General features: G+C 72.1%; 10 protein-coding genes. 3 read left to right on the forward strand and 7 right to left on the reverse strand.

Annotation, left to right across the window (positions count from 1 at the left end):
- Positions 1-81 precede the first annotated feature (81 nt).
- The 7 genes from Pla133_RS09690 to Pla133_RS09725 form a co-directional block, all read right to left on the reverse strand.
- Positions 82-2,037, reverse strand: coding sequence for a LamG-like jellyroll fold domain-containing protein (locus Pla133_RS09690; RefSeq protein WP_145064714.1), 1,956 nt, complete (start codon positions 2,035-2,037; stop codon positions 82-84).
- A 78-nt stretch (positions 2,038-2,115) separates the two neighbouring features.
- Positions 2,116-4,629 (reverse strand): hypothetical protein, encoded by a 2,514-nt coding sequence (locus Pla133_RS09695; RefSeq protein WP_145064715.1) that lies wholly within the window; start codon positions 4,627-4,629, stop codon positions 2,116-2,118.
- Between the two features lie 80 nt (positions 4,630-4,709).
- Positions 4,710-6,476 carry an RNB domain-containing ribonuclease gene (locus Pla133_RS09700; protein ID WP_145064716.1) on the reverse strand — a complete coding sequence of 589 codons (1,767 nt, stop codon included), beginning with the start codon at positions 6,474-6,476 and terminating at the stop codon, positions 4,710-4,712.
- Positions 6,477-6,621: 145 nt separating this feature from the next.
- Complete coding sequence (locus Pla133_RS09705) at positions 6,622-8,952, reverse strand: hypothetical protein (RefSeq protein WP_419192304.1); 2,331 nt, start codon at positions 8,950-8,952, stop codon at positions 6,622-6,624.
- Positions 8,953-9,099: 147 nt separating this feature from the next.
- Positions 9,100-10,131: a hypothetical protein gene (locus Pla133_RS09715; protein ID WP_145168341.1), complete on the reverse strand. Its 1,032-nt coding sequence runs from the start codon at positions 10,129-10,131 to the stop codon at positions 9,100-9,102.
- 224 nt (positions 10,132-10,355) lie between these two features.
- A complete protein-coding gene (locus tag Pla133_RS09720) occupies positions 10,356-11,459 on the reverse strand; it encodes an aminotransferase class I/II-fold pyridoxal phosphate-dependent enzyme (RefSeq protein ID WP_145070818.1) in 1,104 nt (367 codons plus the stop codon).
- Positions 11,460-11,574: 115 nt separating this feature from the next.
- Entirely contained in the window at positions 11,575-12,618 is a 1,044-nt protein-coding gene (locus Pla133_RS09725) for a HEAT repeat domain-containing protein (RefSeq protein ID WP_145064719.1), read from the reverse strand.
- Positions 12,619-12,740: 122 nt separating this feature from the next.
- Here Pla133_RS09725 and Pla133_RS09730 point away from each other — a divergent pair, with 122 nt between their 5' ends.
- The 3 genes from Pla133_RS09730 to hrpB are packed head-to-tail and all read left to right on the forward strand — an operon-like array spanning position 12,741 to position 17,480.
- Entirely contained in the window at positions 12,741-13,889 is a 1,149-nt protein-coding gene (locus tag Pla133_RS09730) for a Glu/Leu/Phe/Val dehydrogenase dimerization domain-containing protein (protein ID WP_419192306.1), read from the forward strand.
- Between the two features lie 17 nt (positions 13,890-13,906).
- Entirely contained in the window at positions 13,907-14,950 is a 1,044-nt protein-coding gene (locus tag Pla133_RS09735) for a DUF3108 domain-containing protein (protein ID WP_145064721.1), read from the forward strand.
- Positions 14,937-17,480 (forward strand): ATP-dependent helicase HrpB, encoded by a 2,544-nt coding sequence (gene hrpB, locus Pla133_RS09740; protein ID WP_419192307.1) that lies wholly within the window; start codon positions 14,937-14,939, stop codon positions 17,478-17,480. The genes Pla133_RS09735 and hrpB overlap by 14 nt, the downstream gene beginning before the upstream one ends.
- Positions 17,481-17,515: the final 35 nt, after the last annotated feature.

A 17,515-nucleotide genomic window follows, 5' to 3' on the forward strand; every position in this document is an offset into this window, starting at 1 on the left:
AAACTCCTGCGCCATGGGCCGTCTGGAGGCGCCTGCGGTGCCTTCGCCGAGCTTGGCGAGGCGCTTGGCGCAGGTCGGCACCTACTCGCCCGAGCTCGCCGCGTCCGACTCGGCCCTCGGCGGCCTCACTCCGGCGCCGCCGACCAGGACCCCATGGGCGCCGCGCCCGCTCGCGTCGGCGATCCAGGGCCCGAACTGCCGATCGGCGTGGAGCAGCAAGAGGGCTCGGTCGTCAACCGCGTGCCGCCGCTCGGGCGCAAAGGTGTCCACCCCGTAGCGCGCGCCGAGGGACAGGCGCACCTCGTCGACTTGTCCGGCGAGCAGGGAGGTTCCGTTGCCATTGCGATCGACGTCGCCACCGACGACCAGGGGCAGGTCGTTGGGGGTGCGCGACCCGCTCGCCGCTGCCTGGGCGACGAGCTTCCCGTCCACGTAGAGCCGCACCTCTCGACCGTCGAAGACGCCTGCCAGGTGCTGCCAGCGGTCCGTGGCGAGCACGACGTCGTCGGCCGTGGCATCGGTGTAGCTGCCCCCCAGGTGGACCGTGAAGGACGGGGTGCCGCCGCTGGCGAAGATCCCGTACTCGCTGTTCTCGGTCTTGGTGACGATGCCCTGGCGAGCCGCGAAGCGCTCCCCACGGACCCAACACTCGAGCGTGAAGGGCCCATCCGGCAGGTCCAGGTCCTCGGCCGGCACCCGTGCGTAGCCGCCGTCCAATGTCAGCGCGCCAGCGGCGTCGTCCGCACTGATCGCCGGCAGCTCGCCGTCCAGCGGCACCACCGTGCGGCGCTCGGGCAGGGGCAGCCGGGCGGACTCGGCCAGGTAGTCGCTCCGCAGCACCAGCTCGGGCAACTCCAGGTTGCGGCCGAAGCCGGTCGCGTAGCGCGACGCGCCCAATCGGAAGCTGCGCGTCTCGCCGGCGCCGAGCGTGGCGTGCTCGTGGTCCGGCACGAAGACCCAGTCCCGATCGCCCGACTCCAGCGTCAGCTCGAGCTCGATCGGACGCGTACCCGGGTTGGAGAGGGCGACCTCGACGACTCCGGCCGCACCCCCGTCGGCGCCGATCGCGGGCAGGTCCGCGAAGCGCGGCACCAGGCCCGCTTCGAGGGCGTAGATGTCGGCGTTGACGTCACCGGTGATCGCGCGCGGATCCAGGGCGTCGCCGACAGCATAGGCGGTCACGTCGATGCCCGACGAGCGCACCGTCACCACGTGGTACTGGTGCAGGAAGCCCGCGCGCGGCGCCAGGCCCGGCTGGTGCCCGCCGACCGTGGCCAGGGCGAAGTACTCGATCCCGTCCAGGGGGTCGTAACGCATCTCGTGAATGTGCCCGCCGAACACCGCGCTGACGTTGCCCGCCGCGACCAGGCGCTCGTGGACCCGCCGCCAGTCGTCGCCGTAGTTGCGGCCGATCCAGCGCGGGTGGTGCAGGAAGACGAAGACGTGCTCGGCGCCGGTCGCGCGCTCGAGGGTGGCCTCGAGCCAATCGAGCTGCTCGGGGCTGATCCGTTGGCACTCGGCCTTGTTGAAATTGCGCTCGCCGGTCTCGGGGTTCGCCTCGTCGCTGTAGAGCACCACGAACCAAGAGCCCTTGTGCTCGAAGGCGTACCACAGGGGTCCGAAGTGCAGCTCGTAGTCGCCCTCGTGCTCCTGGGCGGGGCGATCGTCGCCGCGGAAGTAGATGTCGTGGTTGCCGGCCACCGGGAACCAGGGCATCGCGAGCCCGTCCATGATCCCGCGGAACTCGCGCATCTGCGTCATCCAGGGCTCCACGTCGTTGTAGCCCTCGACCAGGTCGCCGACGGTCATCACCAGGTCGGGCCCCAGCAGGTTGGTGTCGCGCACCGCATCGGCCAGCACCTCGACACCCTCGGCCGGGCCACCGGTGCGGTCGCCGAAGACGACGAAGCTGAAGGCGTCGTCCTGGGAGGGCAGGGACAGATCGCGCGGGTCGGGGCGGTTGGTGTGGATCTGGCGCTCGTCGTCGCCGGGGGCCACACAGGTGAGGATCGCAGCGATGAAGGCGGTGGGGCGCATGGCGACACTTTGCCCGCTGATCCCGGGCAGGTCATCAACCCACGGTGAAGAGCCCGTGCGGAGCGCGGCCCCGAGCGCTCAGGGCTTCGAATCCCGCAGCTCGATCTCGCCGAAGCCGACCCCGGCGTAGTCCGGGTGATCGGGGTGCACGCCGGTCACCTCGCGCACGCGGATCTCGATCTCCTTGATGCGCCGGCGGCGCCCGAGGTCGACCTGGGTCTTGGTCCAGTCGTCGTCGATCAGTTCGACTTCGAAGGTCGTGTCGCCGTTGAGCGTGATCGTCACCGCGGCGACGCGGCCCGTGCGCCAGGGTGCAGCCGACCAGGGCTCGTGGGCACGGCTCAAGAGCAGGGTGTCCGCCCGCACGGGCTCCTCGAGCTCGATCTTGATCGAGGGCCGCGAGTCGTCGTCGGCGCTGATCCAGCCCTTGGCCTGGAGCCCGTCGGTGGCCTTGCTCGCGTTCCATTGGCCGCCCAGCTCGCTGGAGACCTGGGTCCTTCGCTCGGCGCGGGCCAAGAGGTTGTCGCCCGAGTCGCGCGCGTAGTCGAGCAGCTCGGGTCGGTCGACGAAGTCCGTGTGCAGCGTCACAGGCTTCGAGCGCAGCGCCACCCGCTCGCCGTCGGCGAGCAAGGCCTCGACGGTCACACGCACGCGGTGATCCCCGCGGTCGCGGAAGCGCAGCTCGACCGGGAAGCGCACCAAGAGGGCGTCGCGATCGGCCACGCCGTCCACCCGTTCGAGCACCTCGAGCACCTGCCCGGCGCTGTCGACGAGTTCCCAGCGCACCTCGGCCACGCGCAGTCCGCCGCCGTCGGGCCACTGGACCTCGTCCAGTGCGTCCTCGGAGTAGCCCTGGATCCAGATACGCCAGGGGGCGTCGCCTGCGGCGCGCACCTGCACGTCGTCGTCGGGGCCGCCCGAGCTCGCGGTGGGGCGCCGGCCGCCCGAGCTCTCGCCGGTGGTGGCTCCGGTCGCGCGGCTCAGGAACAGCAGCGCGAAGCACGAGTCGCTGACTTCCTGGCCGTCGTCGCCGTAGGCGCGCGGGGTCCAGACGCCGTACTCGTTCTGATGGTCCAGCAGCATCCGCGCGCCCTGGGCGTACCAATCGTGGGGACCGATGTGGTCCAGGTGCAAAAGGCCCGCGACGCGCTCGAGTCCGTAGAGGTAGTAGCCCCACCAGCGGTCCTGGTCGTCGTAGGCGGCGCCCGGGGCGCGGGCGGGCTTGGGGTTGCGGGTCACCGAGAACTCGCGCGCGAGCCACAGCACGCCCTCCTCGACGGCACGCTCCCACTCCTCGGTGTTCTTGCCCACCTGCTCGGCGGCGATGGCCAGGATCGTGATGCCCGCGGCCGTCATGGCCCCGGTGGGATCATGCCCGACGCGATAGCCGAAGCCCGTGGCGGGGTCCGAGCCCTTGCTGCGCTCGCGGTGCTTCAGCGTCGCCTTGGCGGCGTTCTTCCAGACCTTGGACGGGATCTCGACGCCGAGGTCCGCCGCCGTGCGCAGGGCGAGCAGGGCGTACTGGGTGTTCGACAGGTCCACCTCGGCGCTCGGCGTGACCGGATAGGCCCAGCCGCGCACCTCGGTCTCGACCAGGTACTCGGCCAGCTCGTCGATCCGGCCCAGGTTGCCCACGGGATCGAACAGGGCCAGGGCCATGATCTGGATCGAGGCCACGTACACGTTGTCGCCGGGATGGGCGAGCACGTACTCGATCCCGCGCACGACGCTCGGATGGTCGCGACCCACGCCGCACTTGATCAGGGTGTACACCGCCAGGGCCGTGCTGCCGGTGCGGTTGGAGTCCTCGAGGTAACGCCACGACCCGTCGAGCTGTTGCCCGCGCAGCAGGGACCCGACGCCACGTCGGATGGCCTGGTCGACCGCCGCCGCCAGCTCGGCGTCGACCTCGTCGCCCATGGCGCCCAGGCGCACGCCTGCCTGGGGATCGCGGGTGACGGAGATGCGAAAGCGCCCCAGGCAGCGGTTGTCGGCGTGGTTCTGGTCGAGCTCCACCCGCAGGATCCCTCGACCCTTGTCGGCCAAGGGTGCGCCCAGGAAGAAGACCCCCTCGAGGTCGCGCTCGACGGTCCTGCTGGGCCCCCAGGCCGTGGCGACGTTGGAGTCGGCCGCGTGGCGGGCGGGGCCTGCGAGGTCGTCCGGCGTGCCCACGGCGGCGATGATCGGGACGGGTTGGGTCGTGCGGCTACGGGTGCTGCTCGAGACCCCGACGCGCACCTCGGCCAGCTTGAACAGGCCCCCGTCGCCCAGTCCCGGCCCGCCGGCCGGCAGGCGTTCGTCGCGCAGGGCCTCGACTCGCACGGCGCTGATGCCGGGCAGCTCGAGCTCGAAGTCGACCACCACCGTGTCGCGGGCGGCGAACTCGCCGACGGCCAGGATCGAGCGATCCTCGAGCAGTTCGTGCTCGACACCGTTGACCGAGGTGACGCGCGTCGGCTGGAGCACCTCCCAGACCACGGCGGTCTGATCCACCGCACCCTGGGTAGGGGCGGCAGGGCTGGGCCAGGCCGCGGAAGCGGCGGTCGAGAGCAGGGCGAGGACGAGAGCGGCGGGGGGGAAACGCTGCAGCATCGCGGCCCATCCTACCCCGGGCGCCTGGGGCCGCCGACGCCCGGGCCGTCGACGGCCCGACGACGCCGGCCGGCGCCGGCTCAGCGGGCGTCCAGCTCCAGCATCACCTGCAACCGGATGAAGTCCACGTCGACGACCTTGACCGCGACCGCATGGCCCTCGGTGAACGAGAGCACGCGCCGCCCGCGGTTGATCGTGATCGTCGGGCCCTCCAGCCTGACCCGGTCGCCGATGGCCTTGGACGGCAGGAAGCCGCGCACGTTGAAGTCCGTGAGCAGCACGTCCATCCCGGGCCGCGAGACCCGCAGCACCTTGGCCTCGACCTTCTCGCCGATGTGCGGCTCCATGTACTGGCAGACCTTGAGGTCGTCCATGGCCGTCTCGCACATGTCGGCCACGTCCGCCTGCATCGAGGCGTGTCCGGCCATGGCGTTCAGGTCCTCCACGAAGGCCTCGGCCTTGAGCTCCTCCTCGGCCTCCGCGCCCCGGCTCTCGATGGCCCACAGCCAGCGGTGCACGATCAGGTCGGGGTAGCGGCGAATGGGGGAGGTGAAGTGCAGGTACGCCTTGCGCGCCAGACCCCAGTGCTCGGCCACGTCCTCGTGGTCGCGCACCTCGTAGTAGGCGCGCTCGACCAGGCCCATGATGCGGCCGATCAACGCCTCGGCGTTGGGCTTGCGGCGCGCGGCGCGGATCAACCGCCCGATGTCGCGTCCGGTCAGGCGGTCCTTCTTCGGCACGCGGATGCCGAAGTCGTCCAGCATCTTGGTCACCGCGTCGATCTCGTCCTGGTCCTTCTCCGGGTGCACGCGGTAGATCGTCGGCAGGCCGCGCTCGCGGAACAGGTCGCCGACAGCCTGGTTGGCGGCCAGGGCGGTCTCCTCGATCAACGCCATCGAGAAGTAGCGAGGCGCGTCGACGATCGCCTTCACGTTGTGCTCGTCGTCGAAGACGAACTTCTTCTCGGTCGACTGGATCCGCAGCGAGCCCTTGGCGTCGCGGATGCGCTGCTGCTCCTTGGTCCAGCTCTGCAAGAGCTCGAGGGTGGGGCGCAGGAACTCGATCTCCGCGGTCTCCGCGCTCTGCACCCCGTCCAGGAGCTCCTGGACGATGCGGTAGGTGTTGCGGTGGGCCGAGCGGATCACACTCTTGTGCACGCGCTTGGCGACGCGGGCGCCGTCCTTGTCGAACTCCATGTAAACGGAGTAAGCGAAGCGGTCGCGCTTGGGCACCAGGGAGCACAGGCCGTTGGAGAGCTGCTCGGGCAGCATCGGCACCACCTGGTCCGGCAGGTAGACCGACGTGCCGCGCGCCAGGGCCTCGTCGTCGAGGGCCGTGCCCGGGCGCACGTAGTGGGCCACATCGGCGATGTGCACGCCCAACTCCAGGTTGCCGTTGGCCAGGCGCACCATCTCGATCGCGTCGTCGTAGTCCTTCGCGTCGTCGCCGTCGATGGTGAAGATCGTGCGCTCGCGCAGGTCGACCCGGCCCGCGTACTCGGACGGGGGCGGGTCGGCGGGCAGGGCGGCGACCTCGGCGGTCACGTCGGGCAAGAAGATCGTGCGCACGCGGAAGGAGTGCAGCAGCTGCATCTCCTCGGAGTCCGGATCGGCGTAGACCGCGGGCCCGTGCTCCATCGGTCCGAAGGCGCTGGGCCGCGCCGAGATGCGATCCCGGGCGTCGGAGTCCGGCGCCGGACCCTCGGTCAACTTGGACGGGTCGACCTCCGCGCCCTGCTCCTCCAAGTGCCAGCCGCGATCGTCGGCGTGCTCACCCTCGGTCTCGGCGTCGCCGCCGCGCGAGCGCAGCAGATCCTTGAAGCTCTTGAATCCGTCCTTGTCGGTCATGGTCGCGGTCCCTCGGGAACCCGGGCGAGCATATCGCCCCACGCGCCCGGACCCACGTCGCAGTTGCGAGGGGCTTCGCGAACGCCGGCGGGGCCGCCCCCGTCGGAGGCAGCCCCGCCACTTCGGCCTCGAGCCGTCGTCCGGCTCAGCCGCCGTACTGCAGCGTCTGCGAGCGGGCCAGGATCACCCCCGCGGCCTGGTCCTGGGCCAGACCGACCGCCAGCGCGTTGTCGAGCAGGTCCACGGCGGAGGCCGGAGCACCGGAGAAGAGCAGGTTGGCGGCCAGCACCAGGCGAGCCTCGTCGTCGGCGGGGTGGTCTTCCAGGTACAGCTCGAGCACCGCCAACTGGCGGTCGAACTCGAGCGGATCGCTGTAGAAGTTGCGCTTGTCGACCTCGCTCTCGATCAGCTCGGGTTCGAGCTCGAGGGCCTTGCGGATCGAGAAGGCGGCGTAGCCGTAGTCGCCCGTGGCGAAGAGGGCGTCGGAGAGCACAAGGTAGAAGACCGCGACATCGGGCTCGAGCTCGGTGGCCTTGGCGTAGAAGTGCACCGCGTCGGCGAAGCGCCCTTCGCGGAAGGCCCGGTCACCGAGGGTCAGGTAGCTGTCCGCCGCGGTCGAGACCGAGAGCGGCACGCTGCCGCGACCGATGGGGCCGCCGTCGGGTGCGGGAGCCGCCGCCGGGGCCGCCGCCGCGGGCTGCTCGATGATCACGATCGTGGGGGCGACCTCAGCCGGCTGCTCGACGATCACCACAGGCTGGGACTGGTAGCCGCCGTAGTAGCCCCCGTAGTAGCCGCCGCTGTAGTACGCGCCGCCGTAGTAGGAGTTGTGGTACAGAGCCGACGAGTAGTAGATCGACGGGCACCACGAGTAGCCGTAAGGATGGCCGTAGTAGCCAAAGCCCCAGTTGCAGTAGGGGTTGTACCAGTAGGGGTGGCAGAAGCTGTAGCCGTAGGGGCTGGCGTAGCCGCCATAGCCCAGGTAGGCGTAGGGCCCATAGCCGTTCGGCCCCCAGTAGAAGGACAGCCCCAGGTCGAAGTACCAACAGTCGTCCCAGTAGTAGTCGGGATAGCTGCTGTAGCCGGGGGGCTCGCTGCCAGCTGCCGCTTGATCGACCGCGGCGCCGGCGACGGCACCCGCCACCGAGCCGGCGGCCAGGGAGAGGGAGGCGCGGGTCGCGCGGGCGATCGCCAGGCCGGAGGCGGCCAACTCGCGGGCCGCGGCCGGGTTGTCGTCGGCCAGGGCCGTCATGCCCGCCAGAGCGCGGCGCGACGGTGCCTCGCGGTCGACCATGCGCGAGGTGTCCTCGCCACGCTGCTCGGCGAAGCGGCGCAGGGGGTCCGCTTCCCGAGCGAGCAGCGGCGATTGCCCGGGAATCGCGCGAGCCTGATCCCGGCGAATGGCCTGGGACTCGGCGAGGCTAGCCTCCTCGCGGGCGTTCTGCACGCGGGCCGTCTTGCTGCGCGCGGCCTGCACTCGCGCCGTCTTCTCGCGTGCATCCTGGATCCTCGCCGCCTGCTCGCGGGAGGCTTCAGCTGCCGCGCGCGCGGGCGGCTCGGCATCGGGCCGCTCGAGGCGATCGATGGGGCCGCGGTCGTAGGCGTAGCGGTAGGCCCGGGCCGAATAGCGATCGTCGAGGCCGGAGCCGCCGCGCACGCTGGATTCGGAGGCCGCGGGCACCCGCGAGTAGCGCTCCATCAGTCGGTCGAGATTGCGCGCGGTCGTCAGCCGCAGCGGGGAACCACCGTCGAGCTTGCTCCGCAGTCGCGCCCACTCGCCGGTCTCGACCGCATCGCGGTAGCGGTCCACGGCCCGCTGGGCCTCGGGGCGCGAAACGTCCACCGGCGACGAACCGCGGTAGGGGGCCGGCACCGGCACGTGCACGGGTCGCTGCGAGGGCTCGATCACGATCATGCCCTCGCTCGAAGTCGACGACGTCCGGGGGAAGCTCGCGGCGCCGCGCTCGGCGGAGACGGCCGCGGGTGCCGACGATCCAGAGCTGGAAGCTGAGCTACGCAGATCGACGGCCGAGGGAGCCTCGTCGACGCGCGACGAAGCCGGAGCCGGGGCGCGCTCGGCCGAGGGCGAGACCAGGTAGCCCGCGTCGCTGGCCTCCGAGGGGCTGAGCCGGATCACGCGCGGGGTCGAGGCGTCGCGCGAGCTCGACGAGCTGCCGTAGCTGGACGACGAGGTGACCGGCGCCGGGCTCGAGGAACGGCTGGACGAGCTGCCGTAGTTGGTGCGCGAGGTCGAACCCGTCGGCGCGGGTGTCGGGCGACTGGGCGCCGGCCGACTCTGCGGAGCGGGCGCCGGCGCGGGCCGACTCTGTGGCGCCGGGCTCGGCGCCGGCCGACTCGGCGCCGGACCTCCCTGCGACGGGCGCGACCCGCGCTGGGCTGCGTCGGCGCCGGGGCCGAAGCCACCGACGGTCAGGAGGGTCAACAGGAACCAGACACTTGCTTGGAGTCGTCGCATGGGGTTTTCCTCTGGGGTCACCCTGTTGTCACAAACAGCGTGCCAAGCCGGGGGGGCAACCTGGTGCCCGTCGAGAGGGGTCGCCGCCGCCGTCGTCCCCTCGAGAGGACACCCGCCGGGACTCCCCTGGAGGACGCCAGTACCCCTTCATTGGACCCCGTTCAGCGGCTGCACCAGGGTCGAAGGGCCGCCCTCGGCGCCGATCCGAACGTAGGGCGGCGGAGGGTCGCCTCCCGCAGGGACCTGAGCCGCCAGGCGTGCGACGTCGGGCGCGCCGATGCGATCGAGTCGCTCGAACCACAGGCGGGCCGCTCTCCCAGCTGGTCGGGCCTCCCAGCCCGTCGGCAGTGGACCGGCGGGGAACTCTTCCAGCGCCAAGAGCACCGCCGTCGGCCGACCCTGCCCGTCGACCTGCATCAGCCGCGTGGGGCGCAGGATCCGGCCGCTACCCGCCAACTCGGCGGCAACCTCGCCGCGCAACCGCGCCTCGTCCTCGAGGGCGGCAGACCATTCGCGCCGCTCGCGCGCGAGGGGGATGGCGCGGACCACCAGCGCGGTGATCTCGCCCACCCGCACTTCGCCACCGACCCCGTCGCCCGCGATCCGGTCCACCGGCAGGAAGTAGTCGTCCCGGAAGTTCACGTTGAGCGCGACCTCGGCGACGCGCTCGGTCCACACCGCTTGGCCGGCCATCTCGAGGCGCAGCTCCGTGGGGTGTTCGCGGCCGTCGGTGGAAGCCCAAGCGCCCACGGTCAGGGTCGCGTTCACCGAGCCGTCGGCGCTTCGGACCGACATGCTGCGCGGCCAGCCGTCGTCGTCGAGGGTCGCGACGAGGGACCCGATCGGATCCCCCGCGGGCTCGAGGAACAGGTCACAGCGCCGCAACGCGCCCTCGGCCACCCAGTCGAAACCCTGGGGCCACAGGAACAGGGCGCGTCGCAGCTCGAACATACCGAGGGTGCTGGCGCGCGACTCGCCCTCGAGCTCGACCGACTCCGAGTTCGCGTCAGCCTGGGCGAACAGGCGCGGACCCAGGTGGAACTCGTTGGATCGATCGGCCGGCCGTCCGCCGACCAACGCCAGCTCGAAGCGAGCACGGTCGGGGAACATCCAAGTGGCCGTGAGTCGATGGGGCCATTGGGGCGCGGAGTCGAAGGTCAGGTCCGAGACCACGCTCATTCCGCGCAGTCCGGCGATCGGTGCCAGGGACTGGGGGGCGAGGGGGTCGGCGCTCTGTGTCGCGACGGCCGGCGCCACCGCGTTCGGCGTGACTGTCGGTGCCGCGTGGGGATTGCCGCGCGGAGCCGCCGGCTGCGGCTCCTTGTTCCCGCAGGCCGAACCGGCAATGGCGAGGAATGACGCCGCTACCGACAGCGCTCCGCGACCGTGGGACCTTCGACCCCTCATCCCAGACGCTCGCGCAGGATCGTCGCCGCGCTCTCGAGGGTTTCACTGCGCTTGGCGAAGCAGAAGCGGATCAGGTGCCGACCGTCGCGCGGGTCGGCGAAGAAGCTCGAGCCGGGCACCGTCGCCACGCCGCCGCCCCGCACGAGCTCCATCGCGAAGGCCACGTCGTCCAGCTCCGTGTGGCGGCGGATGTCGACCATCGCGTAGTAGGCACCGCCCGGCGCGAAGACTTCGAAGCCCACCTCCTCGAGCACGCTCACCAGCGCGTCCCGGCGCGCCGTGTAGTCGACCGCGAGCCGCGCAAAGTACTCGTCCCCGAAGCCCAGGGCGTCCGCGGCCGCCTCTTGCAGCGGCGCGGCGGCCCCCACGGTCAGGAAGTCGTGCACCTTGCGGATCGGCGCCGTCAGCTCCGGCTGGGCCACGCACCAGCCGATGCGCCAACCGGTGGCGCTCCAGGTCTTGGAGAGGCCGCTGATCGTGACCGTGCGCTCGGCCATGCCCGGCAGGGTCGCGAGCGAGACGTGCTCGCGGCCGTCGTAGAGGATGTACTCGTAGATCTCGTCGGTGATCGCCAGCACGTCGTGCTCGACGCACAGCCCCGCGATCAGCTCCAGCTCGGCACGGCTCAGGACCTTGCCGGTGGGGTTGTGGGGCGTGTTGACGATGATCGCGCGGGTGCGCGGACCGAAGGCCGCCGCCAGCTCCGCGGGATCGAAGCTCCAGTCCGGCGCGCGCAGGGACACGAAGCGCGGCGCCGCCCCGGCCAGCACGCAGTCGGGCCCGTAGTTCTCGTAGAAGGGCTCGAAGACGATCACCTCGTCACCCGGGTCGACGGTGGCGAGCAGCGCGGCGATCATGGCCTCGGTCGCGCCGCAGCAGACCGTGACGTCGGTCTCCGCGTCGGTCGGGATCCCGTTGTAGGCCGCCGTGCGCCGCGCGATCGCCTCCCGCAGGCGCGGCGCGCCCCAGGTTACCGCGTACTGGTTGATGTCGGCCTCGATCGCGCGGCTGGCCGCCGCCTTCATGGGCGCAGGCGCCGCGAAGTCCGGAAAGCCCTGGGCCAGGTTGACCCCGCCCTCCGCGCGGCAGACCCGCGACATCTCGCGGATCACGGACTCGGTGAAGCGAGAGGCCTTCTGGGAGCTGAGCGGTCGCACGCCCCGATGCTATCCGCCCCGGCGCCGGATGTGACGCGCGTCGGTCCGCGACGGGTCGCTACGGCAATCCGAACGCCCAGCGGCGCCAGTACTTCATGTCGCCGCCGTAGTCGTTTCGCGCGAGCTTGGCGGCTTCGCGGCGCAGGAACTCGCGGCGGGTGGTGGGGGCCTCGTCGAGGGCGGTGACCAGCTCGCGGGCGACCGGGCCCTCGAGCGAGATGTCGCCCACGGCCAGGGCCGAGAGGGCGTCGAGGGCCGACAAGAAGACCATGTCGACGGGATCGCTGAGCAGGCCGCCGAGGTCGTCCACGGCATCGCTGTCCACGATCACGCCCAGGGTGCGCGCGGCCTGGACCCGCACCGGGGCTTCGGAGTCGAGCAGCGCCCGGCGCAGAGCCGGCCCCACGTCGGCGTCGCGCCCGCCGGCCCGCGCCACGCGATAGATCGCGTAGGCGGCGTTGACCCGCACGTAGCCCTCGAACGCCGAGCGCAGCTCCTCGAGCAGCGGGTCGAGGGGGGTGTCGGCGTCGGCGCGGATGCCCAGTCCGAACAGGGCCTGGCCGACAACGTCGCGGTTGGAGTCGCCGAGGGCCGCCAGGAGCGGACCCAGCACCTCCTCGTCCCGGGCGAAGCCCAGCCCGGCGGCGGCGATCCAGCGGTTGCGCAGGGGCCCGGACTCGAGTTCGAAGACCAGCTCGTCCGCGCGCACGGAGACGAAGCGTTGGATCTCGGCCTCCAGGCTCTCGCGGCGCCGGTCGTCCTTGGCCTTGCCGCTGGCCTTGAGGGTCATCCACAACTGGATCCGCACGTCGATCGCCGCCAGAAACTGCCCGATGGGCTGGTCGCTGGAGATGATCACCTCAGCGTTCGGAATCCGGCCCAGGTCGCTGTTGGCCAGGTCGCGTTCGTGCTCGCTGTACTGGTCGCCGGTGGAAGAGCAGCCGACCACGGCCGTCGCCAGGACCGTCGGCATCAGCAATCCTCGGCCCAACCTCGCGGCAAGGACTGCCAGCGGTCGAGCGGCGGAGTCGCGCGGACCGGCGTTGCCACTGCTGGTGGAGTCGGCGCGGGGGACGTCGGAGTGGTCGGAGGATCGCAGCATCGGCGGAAGGGGGCGGAGAGGGCGGCGGGCAGATTGGCCCTGGGACGACGCTCGAGCGCGGATCTTCCCAACCGGCGCCGCTGGGGAGCCAGGGTCGCGAGGCTATGCTCGCGGGCTGCCCCATGTCCATCCGACTGCTAGATGCCATGGCCCGCGAGGACTTCGAAGAGGTCGTCGCGGTCCAGGACCGGCGCTCCGGCCTGCGGGCCGTGGTGGCCCTGCACGACACCTCCGCGGGCCCGGCCTTCGGCGGCATCCGGCGTTGGAACTACGCCAGCGAGGCCTCGGCCGCCTTGGACTGCCTGCGCCTGGCGCGCGCCATGACCTGGAAGTGCGTCCTGGCCGGGCTGCCCGCCGGCGGCGCCAAGACGGTGGTGCTCGACCACGGCGGCCTGGACCCCGAGTCGGCCTACCGCCACCTGGGGCGGGTGATCGAGCGCATGGGCGGCCGCTACTACACCGGTCCGGACGTGAACACCGGCGAGCGCGAGCTGGCCTGGCTGGCCGCCGAGACCCGCTACGCCACCGACCCGGGCCCCGAGGGGCCCCAGGAGCTGGCCGAGTCCACCGCCGCCGGGGTCTTCGCCGGCATCGCCGCCGGCCTGCGGCACTTGGACGGCGAGGAGGACTGGTCCCGACGCTCCGTCGTGATCCAGGGCCTGGGGTCGGTCGGTCTGCGCCTGGCCCGGCGCCTGGTCGAGCAGGGCGCCAGGGTCGTCGGCGCCGACATCGACGAGCGCACCGCCCAGGTCGCGGTCACCGAGCTGGGCATCGAGACCGTGGCCCCCGGCGACGAGCTGGACGTGCCCTGCGACGTCTTCAGTCCCAACGCCCTCGGCGGCCTCGTACACGACCTGACTTTGGTGCGTCTGCGGGCGCGGGTGGTCTGCGGCGGGGCGAACAACGTGCTCGCCAGCGCGGCCCACGGCGATCGCCTGCACGCTCGGGGGATCCTGTTCGTGCCCGATTTCATGGTCAACGCCGGCGCACTGATCCGCGGCGCCCTGTTCCACCTCGAGGGGCGGCGGGAGCCGGTGGTCGAGATCCAGGCCCGCGTCGACGCGGTGGCCACCGAGCTCCTGGCCCTGGCGCGCGAACTCGGGCGTCCGCCCTCGCGGGTAGCCGTGGCCGAAGCCAGCCGTCGCCTGGCCGCACGGCGTAATCGGCTGCGCGGCTGCGACGACGCGGCGGCCCTCTCGGACAAGGGGCGGGTCAGCGGGAACCACACCACGAGCCCCGCCGACACCGATCGGAAAGACTCGGACGCGTAGCTCGAAGGTCGAAACAGATGAAGATGCAACGCACCACTGCCAGCGCCGTGCAATCCCTGAACCCGCTCGAGGCGGCGCTGCTGTTCGGCGCTCTGCTGTTCGGGGTCCCGGCCAGCGCTCTCGGCGACGACCAAGCCACCGCCGACGGCTTCGTCATTGATCGCGGGGCGGAGTCTGCGCCGCTGTCGATCCCCCGCAACGAAGTACTGCACTACGACGTGCGGGTCGAGACCGCCTTGATCAACATCAACGCGGGCACGGTCGAGCTGTCGTCGGGTGTCGAGCTCAAGCGCCCGTCGCTGCTCGGCAATCGCAGCGCGGGCGGGGCCGAGGTGGGTTGGGTCAAGGCCCACGCCTACGGCGACTACTCCCTGTACGTGATGGACGCGACGATCCATACGCGCTTCCAGCACGACGCGTGGCCGCGCATGATCCACAGCTACCGTCACGAGGGGACGGAGAAGCGCCGGCGCGAGATCCTGACCGGGGTCAAGGGTGACGCCTGGATGGCCAGCTACCGCTCGGACACCAAGACCGGCGCGCCCCAGGGCACGCGCATCTGGCGTCCGGCGGACGAGTTCTCGGTGCCGGCCGATGCGGTCGACACCTTGGGTGCCGTGTACCTGGTGCGCCATGCCTTGGCCCGCGGCGAGCGCAACCTGATCTTCCACATGCTCGACAACCAGCGCATCTGGAACGTCGAGGCGCGCTTCGGTGAGCTCGAGGTCGTCGAGACCGGCGCCGGTCGCTTCGAGGCCCGGCGTGTGGACCTGATCACCCACGAGGTCGCGAAGGAAGACATGGGCCTGCCGCCTATCTCGGAGGCCGATCGTGAGGCGGCGTCCACCGACGACGAGGAATCCAGCGGCTCCGGCAAGTTCGAAGGGCCCTTCGGCCTGCGCGGCGAGATCGTCCTGTGGATGGAGAATCGGACCGGCATTCCGCTCGTGATCCACGGCTCGATGCCGATGCTGTTGGGCGAGATCGAGGTTGACATTCGACTCTCCAGCACCGAAGGGGCACCGGCGCAGTTCGTGCCCCTCGCGAGTGACGAGGACTGAGCCGCTCCCGGTCGACGCGGTCCTGGCCGAGCTGGTCGAGGTGCTGCGTGGCGGGCGCGCGGCCGTGCTGCGCGCCCCGACCGGTTCCGGCAAGACCACGCGGGTTCCGCCGGCCCTGCTCGACGCGGGGCTCGGTCCGGTGTGGTTGGTGGTGCCGCGGCGCATCGCTGCTCGCGCCGCGGCCCGGCGCATCGCGGACGAGCGCGGCGGGCGCGTGGGTGAGGAGGTCGGCTACGAGGTGCGCTTCGACCGCCAGGTCGGTCCGCGCACGCGATTGATCGCCATGACCGACGGGGTCCTGCTCCGCAAGCTGCGCGAGGATCCGTTCCTCGAGGGCGTCGGCGCGGTGGTCTTCGACGAGTTCCACGAACGGCGCCTGGCGACCGATCTGGGGCTGGCCCTGGCCCGGCGTGTGCGCGCGGAGGTGCGGCCGGAGCTGGCCCTGGTGGTGACCTCGGCGACCCTCGATCCCGTGCCCCTGCGCGAGTTCCTGCGCGGCGCCGACGGCCATCCGGCGGCCCTGGTCGAGAGCGAGGGGCGCAGCTTCGAGGTGCGCGTCAGCCATCGCCCGGTGCGTCCCGACGAGTGGCTCGAGGAGCGCGTGTTCGGGGCGCTGGAACAGGTCGGCCCCGCGCCGGACGGCGGCGCGACCCTCGTGTTCCTGCCCGGTCGCGGCGAGATCGCCGCCTGCGCGCGGCGCCTCGAGGGCACGCCGATCGGGCGCGCGCACACCGTGCTCGAGCTGCACGGCGACCTCGCGGCCGGTGCCCAGGACGCCGTGTTCGAGCGCAGCGAGCGGCCCAAGCTGATCCTGGCCACGAACGTGGCCGAGAGCTCGATCACGATCCCCGACGTGCGCCGCGTGGTCGACACCGGCCTGTCGCGCACCATGCGGCACGATGCGGGCGTGGGCGTCGATCGCCTGGAGCTGGGCCGCATCTCCCGCGCGAGTGCCGAGCAGCGCGCGGGCCGCGCCGGGCGCACGGGCCCCGGCGAGGCCCTGCGCCTGTGGAGTCCCGCCGAGGAGCGCTCGATGGCCGAGTTCGAGGCGCCCGAAGTCGCGCGCTTGGACCTGTCGGCGACGGTGTTGCAGCTGATCGAACAGGGCGAGCAGGACCCCGCCGCCTTCGGCTGGTTCGAGGCGCCCGCGCCCCTGGCCCTCGAGCGCGCCCTCGAGCTGCTGGCGCGCCTGGGCGCGACCCGAGCGGGCGGCCTGACCGACCTGGGACGCGCCCTCGCGAGCCTGCCCCTGGCCCCGCGTTTGGGCGCACTCTTGATCGAGGCCGACCGCCGCGGCCTGCGCCGCCACGGCGCGGTGGCGGTGGCCCTGCTCGCCGAGCGCGATCCCTTCCGGCGCCTGGGCCGCGAGGAGCGCGGCCGCGTGCGCGACGCGGTCGACTCCGACCTGCTCGAGGACGTGCGCGCGCTCGAGGGGACGACGCGGCCCGATCGCCACCTCGATCGCGGCGGGGCGCGGCAGGTGCTGCGCGCCGCGGCGCAGCTCGAGCGCCTGCGTTGGCCGAAGGTCGGCGGCAAGCTGTCGCGAGGCGACGACCCCGACGAGGGCTTCCTGCGCGCCGTGGCCGCCGCCTACCCCGATCGCCTGGCCCGCCGTCGCCGCGCGGGCGAGCCCCGCGCGCTGATGGCCGGCGGCATCGGCGTGGAGCTCGGCGCCGAGAGCCGCGTGACCGACTCGCCCTTCTTCGTGTGCGTCGAGCTCTTGCAGACCCGCGCCGGGCCCGGGCGCGAGCCCCTGGTCGCTCGCGCCAGCGCCTTCGACCCCGAGTGGCTCGACGAGGACCGCATCGAGCGCCGCGTGAGCGTGGCCTACGACCCCGCCCGCGACCGGGTGGTGGCCACCGTCGAGCGGGTCTTCGGCGACTTCGTGCTCGGCGCCGACGAGCGGCCGGTGGAGGACATCGCGGCCCTCGAAGCGGCGCTGGTCACCGCCGCCGCCCTCGACGTGCCGCGCGCCCTGGACCTGGCCGACGAGGAACTGACGAGCTTCGCCGCGCGGGTCGCCTGCCTGGCCCTGTGGCGACCGGAGCTGGAGCTGCCGCTGATCGACGAGGACTTCTGGCGGGGGCTCTTGCCGGACCTCGTGCCTGGCCGCCGCAGCTTCGCCGACCTGCGCCGCTCGCCGCGCCTGGCCCTGGCGAGCGCGCGCCTCACCGGCCAACAACTCGCCGCCCTCGATCGCGACGCCCCTGAACGCATCGCCGTGCCCAGCGGCAGCCGCCTGAAGGTCAACTACGAGCCCGGCCGTGCGCCCCAACTCGCCGCGCGCATCCAGGAGCTATTCGGCCTGCGCGCGACCCCGCGCGTGGGCGGCGGGCGCGTGCCCGTGGTCATGCAGTTGCTCGCGCCCAACGGACGGCCCCAACAGGTCACCGACGACCTGGAGTCCTTCTGGGCCAAGACCTACTTCGACGTGCGCCGCGAGCTGAAGCGCCGCTATCCGAAGCATTCCTGGCCCGAGGATCCACTCAACGCCGAGGCCGAACGCAGACCGGGCCGACGCCGCAAGTGACGGCGCCTGCCCGGGACTGCCTCGGCGGACCGAGC

Source organism: Engelhardtia mirabilis (assembly GCF_007748095.1).
GTDB lineage: Bacteria > Planctomycetota > UBA1135 > UBA1135.

Excerpts from the sequence above, each read along its gene's own strand:
- Pla133_RS09690 (WP_145064714.1), bottom strand. The coding sequence starts at position 2,037 with ATGCGCCCCACCGCCTTCATCGCTGCGATCCTCACCTGTGTGGCCCCC.
- Pla133_RS09695 (WP_145064715.1), bottom strand. The coding sequence starts at position 4,629 with ATGCTGCAGCGTTTCCCCCCCGCCGCTCTCGTCCTCGCCCTGCTCTCG.
- Pla133_RS09700 (WP_145064716.1), bottom strand. The coding sequence starts at position 6,476 with ATGACCGACAAGGACGGATTCAAGAGCTTCAAGGATCTGCTGCGCTCG.
- Pla133_RS09705 (WP_419192304.1), bottom strand. The coding sequence starts at position 8,952 with ATGCGACGACTCCAAGCAAGTGTCTGGTTCCTGTTGACCCTCCTGACC.
- Pla133_RS09715 (WP_145168341.1), bottom strand. The coding sequence starts at position 10,131 with ATGAGCGTGGTCTCGGACCTGACCTTCGACTCCGCGCCCCAATGGCCC.
- Pla133_RS09720 (WP_145070818.1), bottom strand. The coding sequence starts at position 11,459 with ATGTCGCGGGTCTGCCGCGCGGAGGGCGGGGTCAACCTGGCCCAGGGC.
- Pla133_RS09725 (WP_145064719.1), bottom strand. The coding sequence starts at position 12,618 with ATGCTGCGATCCTCCGACCACTCCGACGTCCCCCGCGCCGACTCCACC.
- Pla133_RS09730 (WP_419192306.1), top strand. The coding sequence starts at position 12,741 with ATGTCCATCCGACTGCTAGATGCCATGGCCCGCGAGGACTTCGAAGAG.
- Pla133_RS09735 (WP_145064721.1), top strand. The coding sequence starts at position 13,907 with ATGAAGATGCAACGCACCACTGCCAGCGCCGTGCAATCCCTGAACCCG.